Here is a 15,405-nt window from a genome sequence, read left to right as displayed (position 1 = left end):
CGGGACAAGGCTGTGCCAATAAAATGTCATAACCGCGTCCTGCTGCTGTTGGCCTGTGTGGCCATTGCGGCGGTCGCGTTACCCTTTGTAAATGTCGCGCCAAACCGTCTGGTGTCGGGCGAACCGCGCGCGCTCTGGCAGATCTGGTCATTTACGCCGCTACTGCTGGGCGCGGCGCTGGCGAGTACTGTAGCCTTAGCCTTCTGGCCAGGGCGAGCCGCCCTTTGGCTGACGCTTCTGCTCAGCGAAGCACTGTTTATCGTGCTGTTCTGGAGCGCGGGACAGGCGGCAACGCAGATGGCCTCGGTTGAAAGCCCGCTGGCGCGCACGTCGATTGGCAGCGGGCTGTGGCTGTGGCTGGCACTTTGTCTGCTGGTCTGTAGCGATGCCATTCGCCGTCTCACGCCGCTACCCGTCTGGCGCTGGCTGCTGAACGCGCAATTCTGGGTTATCCCTCTGCTGATCCTCTTCAGTGGCGATCTGAATCAACTCTCGCTGTTAAAAGAGTACGCCAACCGCCAGGAGGTGTTTGACAACGCGCTGGCGCAACATCTGACGATCCTGTTCGGGACTCTGATCCCGGCGCTGCTGCTGGGCGTGCCGCTGGGCATCGGGTGCTACCGGCATCCCAGCCGCCAGGGTGCCGTCTTTACCGTGCTCAACGTTATTCAGACCATCCCCTCCGTTGCCCTGTTTGGCCTGCTGATTGCCCCCCTGGCCGGTCTGGTGAAATCCTTCCCTGCGTTGGCCGCGGCAGGCATTGCCGGAACCGGGCTGACGCCTGCCCTTATCGCCCTTGTGCTGTATGCGCTGCTGCCGCTGGTGCGCGGCGTGGTGGCGGGGTTAAGCCAGGTTCCGCCTGACGTGCTGGAAAGCGCCCATGCGATGGGGATGAGTGCGCGCCAGTGTTTCTGGAAAATACAGCTGCCGCTTGCGCTTCCGCTGCTGGTTCGCAGCCTGCGGGTGGTGACGGTGCAAACCGTGGGGATGGCGGTGATTGCCGCGCTGATCGGGGCGGGCGGCTTTGGGGCACTGGTGTTCCAGGGGCTGCTGAGCAGCGCGCTGGATCTGGTGCTGCTGGGCGTTGTGCCCACGATTGCGCTGGCGGTCGTACTGGATGCCCTGTTTGCCCTGTGGCTCGCGCTGCTCAGGAGAAGAGCCAATGATTGAATTTCATGATGTGAGTAAAACCTTTGCGGGCCGTCCGGCGGCAAGCCACCTCAATCTGCATTTTGCCGAGGGGGCGTTCTCGGTATTGATCGGGACGTCGGGGTCGGGAAAATCGACGACGCTGAAGATGATCAACCGGCTGGTGGAACATGACAGCGGGACGATTCGCTTTGCCGGAGAGGAGATCCGCAGCCTGCCGGTGCTGGAACTGCGGCGGCGTATGGGCTACGCCATTCAGTCCATCGGCCTGTTTCCCCACTGGACGGTGGCCCAGAACATTGCCACCGTGCTACAGCTGGAAAAATGGTCCCGGGGGAAGATCAATGAGCGTGTCGACGAGCTGATGGCGCTGCTGGGCCTGGACGCGTCGCTTCGCGACCGCTATCCGCACCAGCTTTCCGGCGGACAGCAGCAGCGGGTTGGGGTGGCGCGCGCGCTGGCCGCTAACCCGCAGGTGCTGCTGATGGATGAGCCCTTCGGCGCGCTGGATCCGGTCACCCGCGGCGCACTTCAGGCGGAGATGAGTCGCATCCACCGTATTCTAGGGCGCACCATCGTGCTGGTGACACATGATATCGACGAAGCGCTGCGGCTGGCCGATCGTCTGGTACTGATGGATCACGGCGAAGTCGTCCAGCAGGGAACGCCGCTTGAGCTGTTAACCTCGCCGGCAAACGATTTTGTGCGTGAATTTTTTGGCCGCAGCGAGCTGGGCGTCAGGCTGCTCTCGCTGCGCACCGTCAGGGACTATCTGCGTCCGCAGGATGCGCAAATCGGTGGTGAACCGCTGCACGATGGGATGAGCCTGCGCGATGCTCTGTCGGCGTTTGTCGCCCGGCAGTGCGAGGTATTACCCGTTGCGGACGGGCAGGGGACGCCATGCGGGACGATCCATTTTCGCGATCTGCTGGCGGGGGAGGTGACGCGTGAAGTGGGTTCGTGATCCGTTACTCTGGCTGACAGGGCTGTTTATCGCCTTACTCTACCTGATGCCGCACAGCGCGGCGCTGTTTAATGCGCTTATTCCCGGGCTGCCGCGTCCGGTTTACCAGCAGGAGAGCTTTGTTAATCTCACCCTGGCGCACTTCTGGCTGGTGGCGGTGTCAAGCGTGATTGCCATCGTGCTGGGCACAGGCGCCGGTATTGCGGTGACGCGGCCTGCGGGCAGGGAGTTCCGTCCGCTGGTGGAGACCATCGCCGCAACGGGGCAGACCTTCCCGCCGGTGGCCGTGCTGGCGATTGCCGTGCCGGCGATCGGTTTTGGGCAGGAGCCTGCCATCATTGCGCTGATTTTGTACGGCGTGTTGCCCATTCTGCAAGGGACGCTGGCGGGGATTGCGGCGGTGCCTGCATCGGTGCTGAGCGTAGCGGAAGGGATGGGGATGAGCGCCTGGCAGCGGCTGGTGAAGGTCGAACTGCCGCTGGCCGCACCGGTGATTATCGCCGGCGTGCGAACGTCCGTGATTATCAACATTGGTACGGCAACCATCGCCTCGACGGTCGGAGCCAATACGCTGGGAACGCCGATCATTATCGGGTTAAGCGGGTTTAATACGGCTTACATTATTCAGGGGGCGGTTCTGGTTGCGCTGGCGGCGATTGTGGTGGATCGCCTGTTTGAACGCCTGGCCGGATACCTCAGCCAACACCGCCGCGAACAATAAATGAATAACCTGCAAGCATAACGCCACCGATACCGCTGATGGCCATCAGTGCAAAGAGGGTAATTACGGCCAGTTTCGTTGCCTTCATCATGTGCTCCTGTTGTTAACGGAACAATTATACGGTGAAGCGCAGCTGTTAATGAACCATTAAATGCCGTTACGACGCATTTGGCCCCAGCGAGTAAACGGGATAACCATGTTCGCGCCATTCCGTCAGGAGCTGCTGCTGGGAAGCGGAGGGGACTTCGCCGCACCAGACCAGCAGCGTCTGCCCCTCAAACAGTTCCGGTCTGAGCTGGGCCAGGGAGTGGGCAAGCACGTCAACGCGCCAGCCCTGCTGGGTGGCAATCCAGGCTTCGAGCCACAGTCGGGTGGTATCGTGTACGTTCCAGCCGATCACCAGCGCATCTTTGCTGTTTTTATTCCGCGCTGAGGCAAGACAGACGGAAATATAGTTAATCAGCACGCCATCAAGCATGCTGAGCAGTGCCTGTAAGGTGGTTTGCTGACACTGAAGCCGACGCCGTAGGGGAATAAAAAGATGGGTGATCAAGGTTTGCGCCGGGTAGTCTCGACCCTGTTCTTTGATCCAGCCGCGCAGACGCTGCAAATTGCCACTCTGCAACAGCCTCAGCAGCGTTTCCTGCTGCTCGCGCCAGAGAAGCTGCGTATCTGGATCGTCCTGGCTCAGAAGCGATTTTACCTTGCCGACCTGTACGCCATTGTCGATCCAGCTTTTGATCTCGCGGATCCGGTCAATATCCGCATCGTTAAACAGGCGGTGCCCCCCGTCCGTTCTTTGCGGCTTAAGCAATCCATACCGTCGCTGCCACGCCCGTAGCGTAACGGGATTGATATCACACAGGAGTGCCACTTCACCTATTGTGTAAAGCGCCATTTTCGCCCCCAGGCTTGCGCGTCCCCAGCTTAACTGTAGACCCACTTTGCGGAACCAGGAAGATTTGATTCTTTTTTGTACAAATTATACGAAAGACAGGTTATCTCCGGCAAAAGGTGTGATGGCGGACACGATTTATCGCTTTTTTGGCACGTTTCAAAGAAAGTTAACCGCTATCAGTGTATGTTACGCGTTTTTAGAATGTGCGGTTTGTGAGTATGTACGAGTTTAATCTGGTGCTGCTGTTGCTTCAGCAGATGTGCGTGTTCCTTGTCATCGCCTGGTTGATGAGCAAAACGCGCCTGTTTATCCCGCTGATGCAGGTCACCGTCCGTCTGCCGCACAAATTCCTCTGCTACGTCGTATTTTCCATATTCTGCATTATGGGGACCTGGTTTGGTCTCCATATCGAAGATTCCATCGCCAATACGCGCGCCATCGGCGCGGTAATGGGCGGGCTGCTCGGAGGCCCGGTTGTCGGCGGTCTGGTGGGGTTAACCGGCGGCCTGCACCGCTATTCGATGGGCGGTATGACGGCGCTGAGCTGCATGATCTCCACCATCGTCGAAGGGCTGCTCGGTGGTCTCGTCCACAGCTATATGATTAAGCGCGGTCGCCCGGATAAAGTGTTCAGTCCCTTTACCGCAGGGGCGATTACCTTCGTGGCGGAAATGGCGCAGATGGCGATCATCCTGCTGATCGCGCGCCCGTTTGACGATGCGTTACATCTGGTCAGCAGCATTGCCGCACCGATGATGGTCACCAATACCGTAGGTGCGGCGCTGTTTATGCGCATTCTGCTCGACAAACGCGCCATGTTCGAAAAATACACCTCGGCATTTTCTGCCACCGCCTTAAAAGTTGCGGCGTCGACGGAAGGGATCCTGCGGCAGGGATTCAACGAGGAGAACAGCATGAAGGTGGCGCAGGTGCTGTATAAAGAGCTGGATATCGGAGCCGTGGCGATTACCGATCGCGAGAAGCTGCTGGCGTTTACCGGTACCGGCGACGACCACCATCTGCCGGGCAAACCGATCTCCTCGACCTATACCCTGCGCGCTATTGAAACGGGTGAAGTGGTGTATGCCGACGGAAATGAAGTGCCGTACCGCTGTTCCCTGCATCCGCAGTGCAAACTCGGCTCTACGCTGGTCATTCCCCTGCGGGGCGAAAACCAGCGCGTCATGGGCACTATTAAGCTTTACGAAGCCAAAAACCGCCTGTTCAGCTCCATCAACCGCACGCTGGGGGAGGGGATCGCCCAGCTGCTTTCGGCGCAAATCCTGGCGGGGCAGTATGAACGGCAAAAAGCGCTGCTGACGCAGTCAGAAATTAAGCTCCTGCACGCTCAGGTGAACCCGCATTTCCTGTTTAACGCGCTCAACACGCTGAAAGCGGTGATCCGCCGCGACAGCGATCAGGCCGCGCAGCTGGTGCAATTTCTCTCGACCTTTTTCCGCAAAAATCTGAAGCGACCCTCGGAGATCGTCACCCTCGCGGACGAGATTGAGCATGTAAACGCCTATCTGCAAATTGAAAAAGCGCGCTTCCAGTCACGTTTACAGGTGTCGTTATCCGTCCCGGACGATCTGGCGTATCAGCATCTTCCGGCCTTTACCCTGCAACCGATTGTAGAAAATGCCATTAAGCATGGGACGTCGCAGCTGCTGGGAAGTGGAGAGATTATGATTTCCGCTTCCCGTTTTAACCACCATCTGGTGCTGGATATTGAAGACAACGCGGGGCTGTATGAAGCTTCCGCGTCAGGCGGTCTGGGCATGAGCCTGGTGGATAAACGCCTGCGCGCCCATTTTGGTGACGACTGCGGTATCACCGTCGCCTGTGAGCCAGACCGCTATACCCGAATTACCTTACGATTGCCGCTGGAGGAGAACGCATGTTAAGAGTGCTGATTGTCGATGATGAGCCGTTAGCACGGGAAAACCTGCGTGTTCTGTTGCAGGAGCTGAGTGATATCGAGGTTGTGGGGGAATGTGCCAATGCGATTGAAGGCATCGGTGCGGTGCATAAACTGCGCCCGGACGTGCTGTTCCTCGATATTCAGATGCCGCGCATCAGCGGGCTGGAGATGGTCGGCATGCTCGACCCGGAGCACCGTCCCTATATCGTCTTTCTGACGGCCTTTGATGAGTACGCGGTAAAGGCGTTTGAAGAGCACGCATTTGATTATCTGCTGAAGCCGATTGAAGGGAAACGGCTTGAAAAGACCCTGACCCGCCTGCATCAGGAGCGTACCGTGCAGGACGTGACGCTGCTGCCGGAGCATCAGCAGCCCCTGAAGTTTATACCCTGTACCGGGCACAGCCGGATTTACCTCCTGCAAATGGACGACGTTGCCTTTGTCAGCAGCCGTCTGAGCGGGGTATACGTCACCAGCGCTGAAGGTAACGAAGGCTTTACCGAGCTGACCCTGCGCATGCTGGAGAGCCGCACGCCGCTAATCCGCTGCCATCGTCAGTATCTGGTGAACATGGCGCACCTGAAAGAGATCCGTCTGGAAGATAACGGCCAGGCCGAGCTGGTGTTACGTGCCGGGCAAACCGTTCCCGTCAGTCGTCGCTACCTGAAAAGTTTGAAAGAGGCGATAGGGCTGTAAAACTGGTACACTGCGCGCCATTGCATCATCGACATTCGAAGGCTCTATGCTAAGTAACGATATTCTTCGTAGCCTGCGCTACACCCTGAAAGCGAACAATAATGACATGGTGCGCATTCTTGCGCTCTCCGACATGGAATCCACGTCCGCCGGGTTCGACACCTGGATGACTAAAGAAGATGAAGAGGGTTTTGTTCGCTGCCCGGACATTATTCTGTCGGGCTTTCTGAATGGCCTGATCTACGACAAGCGCGGCAAAGATGAATCTGCGCCTGAGCTGGCGCTGGAGCGTCGGGTGAATAACAACACGGTGCTGAAAAAGCTGCGTATTGCTTTCTCCCTGAAAACTGACGACATTCTGGCGATCATGACCGAGCAGAAATTTCGCGTGTCGATGCCGGAAATCACCGCCATGATGCGCGCGCCGGATCATAAGAATTACCGCGAGTGTGGGGATCAGTTTCTGCGTTATTTCCTGCGTGGGTTGACGCAGCGGGTGCATAACCAGAAGGGGTGATTTTAGCCGGGTGGCGGCTTCGCCTGACCCGGCCTACAAAACCCGTAGGCCCGTGCAAGCGTAGCGCCGCCGGGCAAAAAAAAGCCGGATTCTCATCCGGCTTTTTTATTACTTCACCTGCTGACCCGGCTTCGCGCCTTCGTCAGGGCTTAAAAGGAAGATATCTTTCCCGCCCGGGCCTGCGGCCATCACCATCCCCTCAGAGATGCCGAAGCGCATTTTGCGCGGCGCCAGGTTTGCCACCATCACGGTCTGACGACCAATCAGCACCTGCGGATCGGGATACGCGGAACGAATGCCGGAGAAGACGTTACGCTTCTCGCCGCCCAGATCCAGGGTCAGACGCAGCAGTTTGTCAGAACCTTCCACGAACTCCGCGTTTTCGATCAGCGCCACGCGCAGGTCGACTTTGGCGAAATCATCAAAGGTGATGGTCTCCTGAATCGGATCGTCCGCCAGCGGGCCGGTCACCGGTGCGGCAGCCGCTTTCACCTCTTCTTTGGATGCTTCCACCAGCGCGTCAACCTGCTTCATCTCGATGCGGTTATACAGCGCCTTGAAGGTGTTCACTTTGTGGCCGAGCAGCGGCTGCTGGATGGCATCCCAGGTCAGTTCGGTGTTCAGGAATGCTTCCGCGCGGGCTGCCAGCTGCGGCAGAACCGGCTTCAGCCAGGTCATCAGCACGCGGAACATGTTCAGACCCATGGTGCAGATCGCCTGCAAGTCGGCGTCGCGGCCTTCCTGTTTCGCCACCACCCACGGCGCCTGCTCGTCCACATAGCGGTTGGCCACGTCTGCCAGCGCCATGATTTCGCGAATGGCTTTACCGAATTCACGGCTTTCCCAGGCTTCGCCAACCGCAGCGGCGGCGTCGGTGAAGGTTTTATACAGCTCAGGATCGGCCAGTTCGGCAGAAAGCACGCCGTCAAAGCGTTTGGCGATAAAACCTGCGTTACGGGACGCCAGGTTCACCACCTTGTTGACGATGTCCGCGTTCACGCGCTGCACGAAATCTTCCAGATTCAGGTCGATATCGTCGATGCGGGAAGAGAGCTTCGCGGTGTAGTAGTAGCGCAGGCTGTCCGCGTCAAAGTGGTTTAGCCAGGTGCTGGCCTTAATAAACGTCCCGCGAGATTTAGACATCTTCGCGCCGTTCACCGTTACGTAACCATGTACGAACAGGTTGGTCGGCTTGCGGAAGTTGCTGCCTTCCAGCATTGCTGGCCAGAACAGGCTGTGGAAGTAAACGATGTCTTTACCGATGAAGTGATACAGCTCGGCATCGGAATCTTTCTTCCAGTATTCGTCGAAGCTTACGGTGTCGCCGCGCTTGTCACACAGATTCTTGAACGACCCCATGTAGCCAATCGGTGCATCCAGCCAGACGTAAAAATATTTGCCCGGCGCGTTCGGGATTTCGAAGCCAAAGTAGGGCGCATCGCGGGAGATATCCCACTGTTGCAGCCCGGATTCGAACCACTCCTGCATTTTGTTCGCGACCTGCTCCTGCAACGCACCGCTGCGGGTCCACGCCTTCAGCATTTCGCTGAACGACGGCAGGTCGAAGAAGAAGTGCTCGGAGTCACGCATCACCGGCGTCGCGCCGGAGACCACGGACTTCGGTTCGATAAGCTCGGTCGGGCTGTAGGTTGCGCCGCACACTTCGCAGTTATCGCCGTACTGGTCCGGGGATTTACATTTCGGACAGGTGCCTTTGACGAAACGGTCCGGCAGGAACATGCCTTTTTCCGGATCGTACAGCTGAGAGATGGTGCGGTTTTTAATGAAACCGTTCTCTTTCAGACGGGTGTAGATCAGCTCTGACAGCTCGCGGTTTTCGTCGCTGTGCGTGGAGTGATAGTTGTCATAGCTGATGTCAAAGCCAGCAAAATCGGTCTGATGCTCCTGACTCATTTCGGCGATCATCTGTTCCGGGGAAATGCCCAGCTGCTGCGCTTTCAGCATGATCGGCGTGCCGTGGGCATCGTCCGCACAGATGAAGTTCACCTCGTGGCCGCGCATTCGCTGGTAACGGACCCAGACATCAGCCTGGATATGCTCCAGCATGTGGCCGAGGTGGATTGAGCCGTTGGCGTACGGCAGGGCGCACGTTACCAGAATTTTTTTCGCGACTTGAGTCATAGTAGGCATTACTTCTTTTAACTGTGAAAAGGGTTTTCGATATTACCAAAAGGGGCATTATTAAGTAAGCACAAACCGCGGCCTTTCAGGTAAACTTGTTTGTCTAAGGTCTTATTCACAAGAACAAAGGAGTCGGGATGAGTTCTCAATCCCAGGCCAAATCACCGGAAGCCTTACGAGCAATGGTCGCCGGGACGCTGGCTAATTTTCAGCATCCAACCCTGAAGCACAATCTCACGACGCTGAAAGCGCTTCATCACGTCGCATGGCTGGACGATACGCTGCACATTGAGCTACAGATGCCGTTCGTCTGGACCAGCGCCTTTGATGCTCTGAAAGAGCAAACCAGCTCTGAGTTGCTGCGCATTACCGGCGCAAAAGCAATTGACTGGAAGCTAAGCCACAGCATCGCCACGCTCAAGCGCGTGAAAAATCAGCCGGGCGTTAACGGCGTGAAGAACATCATCGCCGTCAGCTCGGGCAAGGGCGGGGTGGGTAAATCGTCGACCGCCGTGAACCTGGCGCTTGCGCTGGCGGCTGAAGGGGCGAAAGTCGGCATTCTGGATGCGGATATCTACGGCCCGTCCATTCCAAACATGCTGGGGGCGGAAAACCAGCGTCCAACTTCGCCGGACGGCACCCACATGGCGCCAATCGTGGCGCACGGTCTGGCGACCAACTCCATTGGTTACCTGGTCACGGACGATAACGCAATGGTCTGGCGTGGCCCGATGGCCAGCAAGGCGCTGCTGCAAATGTTGCAGGAGACAATGTGGCCTGACCTCGATTATCTGGTACTGGACATGCCGCCGGGCACCGGTGATATCCAGCTGACGCTGGCGCAGAACATTCCGGTTACCGGCGCCGTCGTGGTCACCACGCCGCAGGATATCGCGCTGATCGACGCCAAAAAAGGCATCGTCATGTTCGAGAAGGTGGAGGTGCCGGTACTGGGTATCGTCGAGAACATGAGCATGCACATTTGCAGCAACTGCGGGCACCATGAGCCTATCTTTGGTACCGGTGGCGCCGAAAAGCTGGCGGCGCAATACCACACGCAACTGCTGGGGCAACTGCCGCTGCATATCACACTGCGTGAAGATCTGGATAGCGGTAAGCCGACGGTGGTCAGCCGTCCAGATAGCGAATTCACGGAAATCTATCGTCAGCTGGCGGGGCGCGTTGCGGCGCAGCTTTACTGGCAGGGCGAAGTCATTCCGGGTGAAATCGCCTTCCGCGCGGTGTAACGCCTCTGCGCGTTAGTGCCGGGTGGCGGCTTCGCCTTACCCGGCCTGGCTCGATTTTGTAGGTCAGGTAAGCGTAGCGCCACCTGACTTTACCCAAGCCGATAGTGCATCAAATAATACTCTCCGTCCGGAGAATCTCCCGTCGCCTCAATGTGCCAGCCGTGGCGCTGGTAAAACGCAACCGCCCGCTCATTCTTCACCAGACACTTGAGTGAACCCGTGCTGGTAAACGTCTTCTGCACGTGTTCAAGCAACACATGTCCGACGCCCAGGCTCTGATAGTTCGGATCGACAAACAGGTTGTGCAGAAAATTATCGTTCGTCGAGACTGAGGCAAAGCCAAGTCGGTGCCCATCCTGCTCCGCCACCCAAATCCCTTCGTCCAGGGTTGCCGCGTCAAAATCTTCAAGCTGCCACGCAGAATTGTCCATCCACGGCCAGGCTTCACGTCGGGCGTGAAGGAAGAGCGTGCGCAGGAAAGGGCGATCGCTCTCCTGCCACGGACGGATTAGGATCGTATCAGCGGTGATAGAAAATATCTCCGTTATAGGCTTTGTAGATTTTGCCATCGGCATCGCCAATCAGAACATAATTCTCACCCATGTAGGTCCAGTGTGTGCCGGCATCGGGCGCGGGAAGGTTACGCAGCTGGTACTGTTTGATGGTGTACTCAGGCGTCTGATACTGCGCGGGCGCGGTGTCGCCGATTTTAAACTTCGTAAAATCGGCAATAAACTCTTGCTCTTCATAGGCCTTGATGCCGGAAGGCGCTGTCGATGTTTGCGGTGCAGCGTGCGCGGCCCCCGCCAGTGACAGTAATACACCCAGAAGCAACAATTTACGCTTAGCCATTTTTTCTCCAGTCATATCGTTACTGATACTTTTTGTGTGCAGATCCGCTAACGGATGGCAGACAGTTCATTTTAAGTATCCTCACAGGGTGAGTTTGCAAAAAATGTAACAAAAGTGCACGGTTTTGTGTAGTCGCAACCGTCATTAATTATTACTTCGACGAATAAATATGAGCTTATACAGATAACATAATTATTGGTTTATTAATTAATTCTGAAAAAACATTTTCAAGGCAAATTTACTAAGATTCAGGCATGCATTCAACAAATAGAACATTTAAGATTGCCTGAAACCCTCTTTCCGAAAGCCTGATTAAGACAATGCAGGGCTGTAAAGTCTGCCCAAAGGAATGTCGTGTGGTTTTATAAATACTCTTTGTGTTTCTGTTAATTCATTGAATAACAGCAACTTGTGCTTGAGTGAAATGTTACTGTTTTATCCTGTATACGATAATCACTACTATAAAAGATATTATGTAATAAATGAAAAACACAACAGTTGTATCGATATTATTTTTAATTATTACCCCCTTATCTGGCTGCGTATTTTACCCTGGCCAGCATCTCGATCTCGCTGGGAAAAAGATAATTGCCGCAGAAGATGCAAATGATCGTCTTGAGAAACGGATTGATGTTTATCCTCTTACGCCTTCGTTAATTGAAAAAATGCGACCATCGGTTTTGAAATCTCAGGCAAATCCTAATCTGGATGAACAGGTCAAAAACTGGGAATACCGTATCGGCGTTGGGGATATTCTAACCGTCACCGTCTGGGATCACCCTGAACTGACAACCCCGGCAGGGCAGTATCGTAGCGCCAGTGACACCGGTAACTGGGTCAATGCCGACGGCACACTTTTCTATCCCTATGTCGGTAAATTGCCGGTGGCTGGCAAAACGGTCGCACGGGTACGCGAGGAGATCACGGCCCGGCTGAACAATGTTATTGAAAGCCCGCAGGTGGATGTCAGCGTCGCCTCTTTTCGCTCACAAAAAGCCTATGTGACGGGCGAGGTGGTGAAGTCAGGGCAGCAGGCTATTACCAATATCCCGTTAACGGTCATGGATGCCGTAAACGCCGCTGGGGGGCTCTCTGCCGACGCGGACTGGCGCAATGTCGTGCTGACGCATAATGGGAAGGACACGCGCCTCTCGCTATATGCGCTGATGCAGCATGGCGATCTCACGCAAAATAAGCTGCTCTATCCCGGCGATATTCTGTTTGTCCCCCGTAACGATGCGCTGAAAGTGTTCGTCATGGGCGAGGTCGTTAAACAGAGCACGCTGAAAATGGATCGCAGCGGCATGACCCTGGCCGAAGCGCTGGGCAATGCCGGTGGGCTGAACCAGAATATGGCCGATGCCACCGGAATTTTTGTCATTCGTTCGCTGCCGAAAAGCGAGCGTTCAGAAAAAATTGCCAACCTCTACCAGCTCAATGCTCAGGACGCATCAGCCATGGTGTTAGGCACCGAGTTTCAGCTTGAGCCCTATGACATTGTCTATGTCACCACTGCACCACTGTCCCGCTGGAATCGTGTGATATCACAGCTTGTTCCGACCATCAGCGGGATGCATGACCTTACCGAAACGGTTCGTTACATCAGATCGTGGCCGCAATAATGTTCAAATCAATACTCGTGGTTTGCACCGGAAATGTCTGCCGTTCTCCGATTGGGGAGCGGCTTTTGCGCCAGCACCTGCCCGACAGATATATCGCCTCGGCGGGCATATTCGGGCTTGAAGGGTGCCCGGCGGATGACAGCGCCCAGGACGTAGCCTGGCGGCATGGGATTTCCCTCGATGGTCATGTGGCGCGCAGGCTGACACGCAATTTGATGCAGGGATCCGATCTTATCCTGGTTATGGAGCCGGAACATCTTCGCTTCATTGCGGCCATGGCGCCGGAGATTCGAGGAAAGTCGCTGCTTTTTGGGCAATGGCTGGAGCCGCAGGAGATCCCCGATCCCTACCGTCAAAGCCGGGAAGCGTTTGAATATGTGTTTGGGCTATTGGGTAAAGCCAGTCAGGAATGGGCACGTCGTTTAGGTCAGAAAGGAATGAAGCATTAATGTCGTCTTACACAACAGACAATTATGGTGCAGCGGCACCCCAACAACATGAAGTCGATCTCGTTCGTTTGCTCGTCGAGATGATCGACCACCGCACGATGATTCTGTGCGTGACGTTCCTGTTCATCCTGTGCGCCGGTCTCTATGCCTGGATTGCGCCACCTGTTTATCAGGCGGATGCCATGGTGCAAATTGAAAACAAACAGGATAACAACCTGCTCAAAGGTTTGAGCCAGCTGGGCACCGATGTGTCGCCGGATGTTGCCCCTGAAATTTTACTGCTGAAATCCCGCATGATCCTCGGCGAGACCGTTGACAAATTAGCTCTGACACAGCAGGCAAAGCAGCGCGTTTTGCCTGTGGTGGGGCGTCTCTGGCAGCGTCTGCAAGGGCGTGAGCAGGGCAAAATCACGTTAGGCGAACTCCAGATCCCGCAGGTGGAAGGCAAAGCGCAAGAGCTCACGCTGACCGTACAGGAAGCGGGAAAATATCACCTGACGGGCGAAAACATTGAGGCCGACGGTCAGGTTGGGAAAACGCTGGTTACGCAAGGGATCGTTCTGCTGGTGACGTCGATTGAGGCTGAGCCAGGCACGCAATTTTCGCTTAAGTCGTTGACGCGGCTTGAGACGATCAACGCGCTGAAGAAGCGTCTCACGGTTGCGGAATCGGAGAAACAGAGCGGTATCGTGACCTTAACCCTGACGGGCGAAGATCCTGACAGCATCGCCCGGGTGCTGAATGCAATTGCTGAAAATTATCTCCAGCAAAATATCGCGCGCCAGGAGGCTCAGGATTCTCGTAGTCTGGATTTTTTACAGGCGCAGTTGCCGAAAATCAGCGCGGACCTTGATCAGGCAGAAGCGAGGCTGAATGCCTACCGGGCGCAGCGCGACTCGGTGGACCTGTCTCTGGAGGCAAAATCTGTCCTGGATCAGATTGTTAACGTTGAGAATCAGCTAAATGAGCTGACGTTCCGGGAGGCAGAGATCTCCCAGCTCTTTAAAAAGAGTCACCCTACCTATCGTGCATTGCATGAAAAGAGACAGACCCTTGAGCGGGAACGGGAGCGTCTCAATAACCGTGTGTCAGCTATGCCCTCCACGCAGCAGGAGATTTTACGCCTGAGCCGCGATGTTGAGTCGGGTCGCACGATTTATTTACAGCTATTGACGCGCCAGCAGGAGCTGAATATTTCCCGATCCAGCGCTGTCGGGAATGTGAGGATCATTGATGAGGCTGTTACGCTGCCGGACCCAATAAAGCCGCGTAAAGCGTTAATCATCGTTCTTGGCGCGCTGTTCGGGCTAATGCTCTCAATGGGGACCGTGCTGGTACGTCAGGCGTTCAAACGTGGGATCACGCTTTCCGAACAGCTGGAAGCGCAGGGGATGCCGGTTCTGGCTACGTTGCCACGTTCACAGTGGCTGTGGAGTAAAACGCAGTTGCGCAGAAAAAATCCGTTTTCTCGTCGCTGGAAACACAAAACCTCGGATGTGCCTTTCCTGCCCGTCGATCGCCCTGCTGATATGTTTGTTGAAGCGGTGCGCGGGCTGCGGACCAGTCTGCATTTCACCATGATGGAGGCTGAGAACCGCATTGTGATGATTTCTGGCCCCACGCAGGACTGCGGAAAAACGCTGGTGGCGACGAATCTGGCGGCCATCGCCGGGCAGAGCGGTCAGCGGGTGCTGTTTATTGATGCGGATATGCGCCAGGGCTATGTTCATAATATTTTTGGTCTGGAGAACCGCCACGGATTGTCCTGCCTGCTCGAAGGGAAACGCGACTTAGCGGAGGTCATTCAGCATGCTGAAAAAGGGGGAATTGACGTCATCACCTGCGGCCCGGAACCCCTGCGCCCGTTAGAATTGCTGTTAAGCGAACGATTCCTTTCCGTCATGTCCTGGGTTAACGAGCAATATGACATTGTCATCATTGATACTCCGCCGGTCCTGGCCGTCACCGATGCCGCGCTGGTCGCCAGAGCAGCCGGAACAACGCTAATGGTTGCCCGTTTCGATAAAACCAGCGTGAAAGAGATGGAGAATACCGTTAAACGGTTACAGCACGTTGGCGTGAAGGTCAGCGGCACAATCCTCAACGATATTGTTAAATCCGCAGCGCTGTATTACAGCTCGGGGTACAGCCAGTATGAATACGGCTATGCTTCGAGGAAAAAAGGGGAAAGGCGTTAGCGCGGGAAAAACAATCCCTCTCCCGGGTG

General features: G+C 55.9%; 15 protein-coding genes. 10 read left to right on the top strand and 5 right to left on the bottom strand.

Annotated elements, in window-relative coordinates:
- Positions 1-12 precede the first annotated feature (12 nt).
- Genes FZF21_RS14245 through FZF21_RS14235 form a run of 3 tightly spaced genes read left to right on the top strand, consistent with a single transcriptional unit; the run spans position 13 to position 2,834 of the window.
- The gene (locus FZF21_RS14245; RefSeq protein WP_017383374.1) at positions 13-1,170 is read left to right on the top strand and encodes an ABC transporter permease; all 1,158 of its coding nucleotides are present in this window, start codon (positions 13-15) and stop codon (positions 1,168-1,170) included.
- Complete coding sequence (locus FZF21_RS14240) at positions 1,163-2,113, top strand: ABC transporter ATP-binding protein (RefSeq protein WP_149121273.1); 951 nt, start codon at positions 1,163-1,165, stop codon at positions 2,111-2,113. The genes FZF21_RS14245 and FZF21_RS14240 overlap by 8 nt, the downstream gene beginning before the upstream one ends.
- Complete coding sequence (locus FZF21_RS14235; protein WP_017383373.1) at positions 2,097-2,834, top strand: ABC transporter permease; 738 nt, start codon at positions 2,097-2,099, stop codon at positions 2,832-2,834. The genes FZF21_RS14240 and FZF21_RS14235 overlap by 17 nt, the downstream gene beginning before the upstream one ends.
- Here the strand turns inward: FZF21_RS14235 and FZF21_RS14230 are convergent.
- The gene (locus FZF21_RS14230; protein ID WP_017383372.1) at positions 2,809-2,922 is read right to left on the bottom strand and encodes a protein YohO; all 114 of its coding nucleotides are present in this window, start codon (positions 2,920-2,922) and stop codon (positions 2,809-2,811) included. The genes FZF21_RS14235 and FZF21_RS14230 overlap by 26 nt on opposite strands.
- A gap of 69 nt (positions 2,923-2,991) precedes the next feature.
- Complete coding sequence (gene mlrA / locus FZF21_RS14225; RefSeq protein ID WP_017693055.1) at positions 2,992-3,732, bottom strand: HTH-type transcriptional regulator MlrA; 741 nt, start codon at positions 3,730-3,732, stop codon at positions 2,992-2,994.
- A gap of 218 nt (positions 3,733-3,950) precedes the next feature.
- On the opposite strand from mlrA, the gene FZF21_RS14220 reads away from it, so the two are divergent.
- The 3 genes from FZF21_RS14220 to FZF21_RS14210 are packed head-to-tail and all read left to right on the top strand — an operon-like array spanning position 3,951 to position 6,866.
- Complete coding sequence (locus tag FZF21_RS14220) at positions 3,951-5,636, top strand: sensor histidine kinase (protein ID WP_149121274.1); 1,686 nt, start codon at positions 3,951-3,953, stop codon at positions 5,634-5,636.
- Positions 5,630-6,349 carry a two-component system response regulator BtsR gene (btsR, locus tag FZF21_RS14215; RefSeq protein ID WP_149121275.1) on the top strand — a complete coding sequence of 240 codons (720 nt, stop codon included), beginning with the start codon at positions 5,630-5,632 and terminating at the stop codon, positions 6,347-6,349. The genes FZF21_RS14220 and btsR overlap by 7 nt, the downstream gene beginning before the upstream one ends.
- A 46-nt stretch (positions 6,350-6,395) precedes the next feature.
- Positions 6,396-6,866, top strand: coding sequence for a DUF1456 family protein (locus FZF21_RS14210; RefSeq protein ID WP_015572337.1), 471 nt, complete (start codon positions 6,396-6,398; stop codon positions 6,864-6,866).
- 108 nt (positions 6,867-6,974) lie between these two features.
- Here the strand turns inward: FZF21_RS14210 and metG are convergent, their stop codons facing one another.
- Positions 6,975-9,008 carry a methionine--tRNA ligase gene (gene metG, locus FZF21_RS14205; RefSeq protein WP_015572338.1) on the bottom strand — a complete coding sequence of 678 codons (2,034 nt, stop codon included), beginning with the start codon at positions 9,006-9,008 and terminating at the stop codon, positions 6,975-6,977.
- Between the two features lie 137 nt (positions 9,009-9,145).
- Here metG and apbC point away from each other — a divergent pair, with 137 nt between their 5' ends.
- Positions 9,146-10,255, top strand: coding sequence for an iron-sulfur cluster carrier protein ApbC (gene apbC, locus FZF21_RS14200; RefSeq protein ID WP_017383367.1), 1,110 nt, complete (start codon positions 9,146-9,148; stop codon positions 10,253-10,255).
- 89 nt (positions 10,256-10,344) lie between these two features.
- Here the strand turns inward: apbC and FZF21_RS14195 are convergent, their stop codons facing one another.
- Both FZF21_RS14195 and FZF21_RS14190 read right to left on the bottom strand, forming a co-directional pair.
- Positions 10,345-10,824, bottom strand: a complete 480-nt coding sequence (locus tag FZF21_RS14195) for a GNAT family N-acetyltransferase (protein WP_149121276.1) — start codon at positions 10,822-10,824, stop codon at positions 10,345-10,347.
- The gene (locus FZF21_RS14190) at positions 10,775-11,107 is read right to left on the bottom strand and encodes an RcnB family protein (protein ID WP_017383366.1); all 333 of its coding nucleotides are present in this window, start codon (positions 11,105-11,107) and stop codon (positions 10,775-10,777) included. The genes FZF21_RS14195 and FZF21_RS14190 overlap by 50 nt, the downstream gene beginning before the upstream one ends.
- A gap of 482 nt (positions 11,108-11,589) precedes the next feature.
- On the opposite strand from FZF21_RS14190, the gene FZF21_RS14185 reads away from it, so the two are divergent.
- Genes FZF21_RS14185 through FZF21_RS14175 form a run of 3 tightly spaced genes read left to right on the top strand, consistent with a single transcriptional unit; the run spans position 11,590 to position 15,376 of the window.
- Positions 11,590-12,729: a polysaccharide export protein gene (locus FZF21_RS14185; RefSeq protein ID WP_047737410.1), complete on the top strand. Its 1,140-nt coding sequence runs from the start codon at positions 11,590-11,592 to the stop codon at positions 12,727-12,729.
- The gene (locus tag FZF21_RS14180; RefSeq protein ID WP_017383364.1) at positions 12,729-13,178 is read left to right on the top strand and encodes a protein-tyrosine-phosphatase; all 450 of its coding nucleotides are present in this window, start codon (positions 12,729-12,731) and stop codon (positions 13,176-13,178) included. Before FZF21_RS14185 ends, FZF21_RS14180 begins: the two co-directional genes overlap by 1 nt.
- Positions 13,178-15,376: a polysaccharide biosynthesis tyrosine autokinase gene (locus FZF21_RS14175; RefSeq protein WP_149121277.1), complete on the top strand. Its 2,199-nt coding sequence runs from the start codon at positions 13,178-13,180 to the stop codon at positions 15,374-15,376. Before FZF21_RS14180 ends, FZF21_RS14175 begins: the two co-directional genes overlap by 1 nt.
- Positions 15,377-15,405: the final 29 nt, after the last annotated feature.

The sequence above is a fragment of the Enterobacter sp. LU1 genome (genome assembly GCF_008271405.2).
Taxonomy (GTDB): domain Bacteria; phylum Pseudomonadota; class Gammaproteobacteria; order Enterobacterales; family Enterobacteriaceae; genus Enterobacter; species Enterobacter hormaechei_C.
This window is presented reverse-complemented; position numbering and strand designations above follow the sequence as displayed.

What these genes read in the sequence shown, in the direction of transcription:
- metG (WP_015572338.1), bottom strand. Translation starts at nt 9,008, where the DNA reads ATGACTCAAGTCGCGAAAAAAATTCTGGTAACGTGCGCCCTGCCGTAC.
- FZF21_RS14185 (WP_047737410.1), top strand. Translation starts at nt 11,590, where the DNA reads ATGAAAAACACAACAGTTGTATCGATATTATTTTTAATTATTACCCCC.
- FZF21_RS14240 (WP_149121273.1), top strand. Translation starts at nt 1,163, where the DNA reads ATGATTGAATTTCATGATGTGAGTAAAACCTTTGCGGGCCGTCCGGCG.
- apbC (WP_017383367.1), top strand. Translation starts at nt 9,146, where the DNA reads ATGAGTTCTCAATCCCAGGCCAAATCACCGGAAGCCTTACGAGCAATG.
- FZF21_RS14220 (WP_149121274.1), top strand. Translation starts at nt 3,951, where the DNA reads ATGTACGAGTTTAATCTGGTGCTGCTGTTGCTTCAGCAGATGTGCGTG.
- btsR (WP_149121275.1), top strand. Translation starts at nt 5,630, where the DNA reads ATGTTAAGAGTGCTGATTGTCGATGATGAGCCGTTAGCACGGGAAAAC.
- FZF21_RS14175 (WP_149121277.1), top strand. Translation starts at nt 13,178, where the DNA reads ATGTCGTCTTACACAACAGACAATTATGGTGCAGCGGCACCCCAACAA.
- FZF21_RS14210 (WP_015572337.1), top strand. Translation starts at nt 6,396, where the DNA reads ATGCTAAGTAACGATATTCTTCGTAGCCTGCGCTACACCCTGAAAGCG.
- mlrA (WP_017693055.1), bottom strand. Translation starts at nt 3,732, where the DNA reads ATGGCGCTTTACACAATAGGTGAAGTGGCACTCCTGTGTGATATCAAT.
- FZF21_RS14195 (WP_149121276.1), bottom strand. Translation starts at nt 10,824, where the DNA reads ATGGCAAAATCTACAAAGCCTATAACGGAGATATTTTCTATCACCGCT.
- FZF21_RS14190 (WP_017383366.1), bottom strand. Translation starts at nt 11,107, where the DNA reads ATGGCTAAGCGTAAATTGTTGCTTCTGGGTGTATTACTGTCACTGGCG.
- FZF21_RS14230 (WP_017383372.1), bottom strand. Translation starts at nt 2,922, where the DNA reads ATGAAGGCAACGAAACTGGCCGTAATTACCCTCTTTGCACTGATGGCC.
- FZF21_RS14180 (WP_017383364.1), top strand. Translation starts at nt 12,729, where the DNA reads ATGTTCAAATCAATACTCGTGGTTTGCACCGGAAATGTCTGCCGTTCT.